Origin of the sequence: Bowmanella dokdonensis (assembly GCF_017254865.1) — a bacterium.
Classification (GTDB): Bacteria; Pseudomonadota; Gammaproteobacteria; order Enterobacterales; family Alteromonadaceae; genus Bowmanella; species Bowmanella dokdonensis.
In genome coordinates, this window is sequence record NZ_JAFKCV010000329.1 from 1 (window position 1) to 297 (window position 297).

Below are 297 nucleotides of genomic sequence, written 5' to 3' on the forward strand. Positions count from 1 at the left end.
CAGATCATGATTAACCTGATTATGAACTCGGTGATCCACGGCTTTGAATTTATGGAGAAAGGTCAAATCGACATTTGGGTCGAGATGCAAGGCAATAACAAGCTCTCCATTAGGTATGTAGATAACGGTAAAGGTATACCTGAACATCTGTGTAAACGCATTTTTGACCCCTTTGTCACCACGAAAAGGGGGCAAGGAGGTAGCGGATTAGGTATGCACTTAGTGTACAACCTGGTGACTCAGGCGCTAAATGGCTCTATCACTGTAACCAGTGAAGAAGGCCATGGCGTAGAGTTT

The 297-nt window shown here is 44.4% G+C and carries 1 protein-coding gene; it reads left to right on the forward strand.

Features of this window, described 5'->3' with window-relative positions:
* On the forward strand, nucleotides 1–297 hold a 297-nt coding region (locus tag J0A66_RS22800), incomplete at both ends, for a sensor histidine kinase (RefSeq protein WP_206576072.1).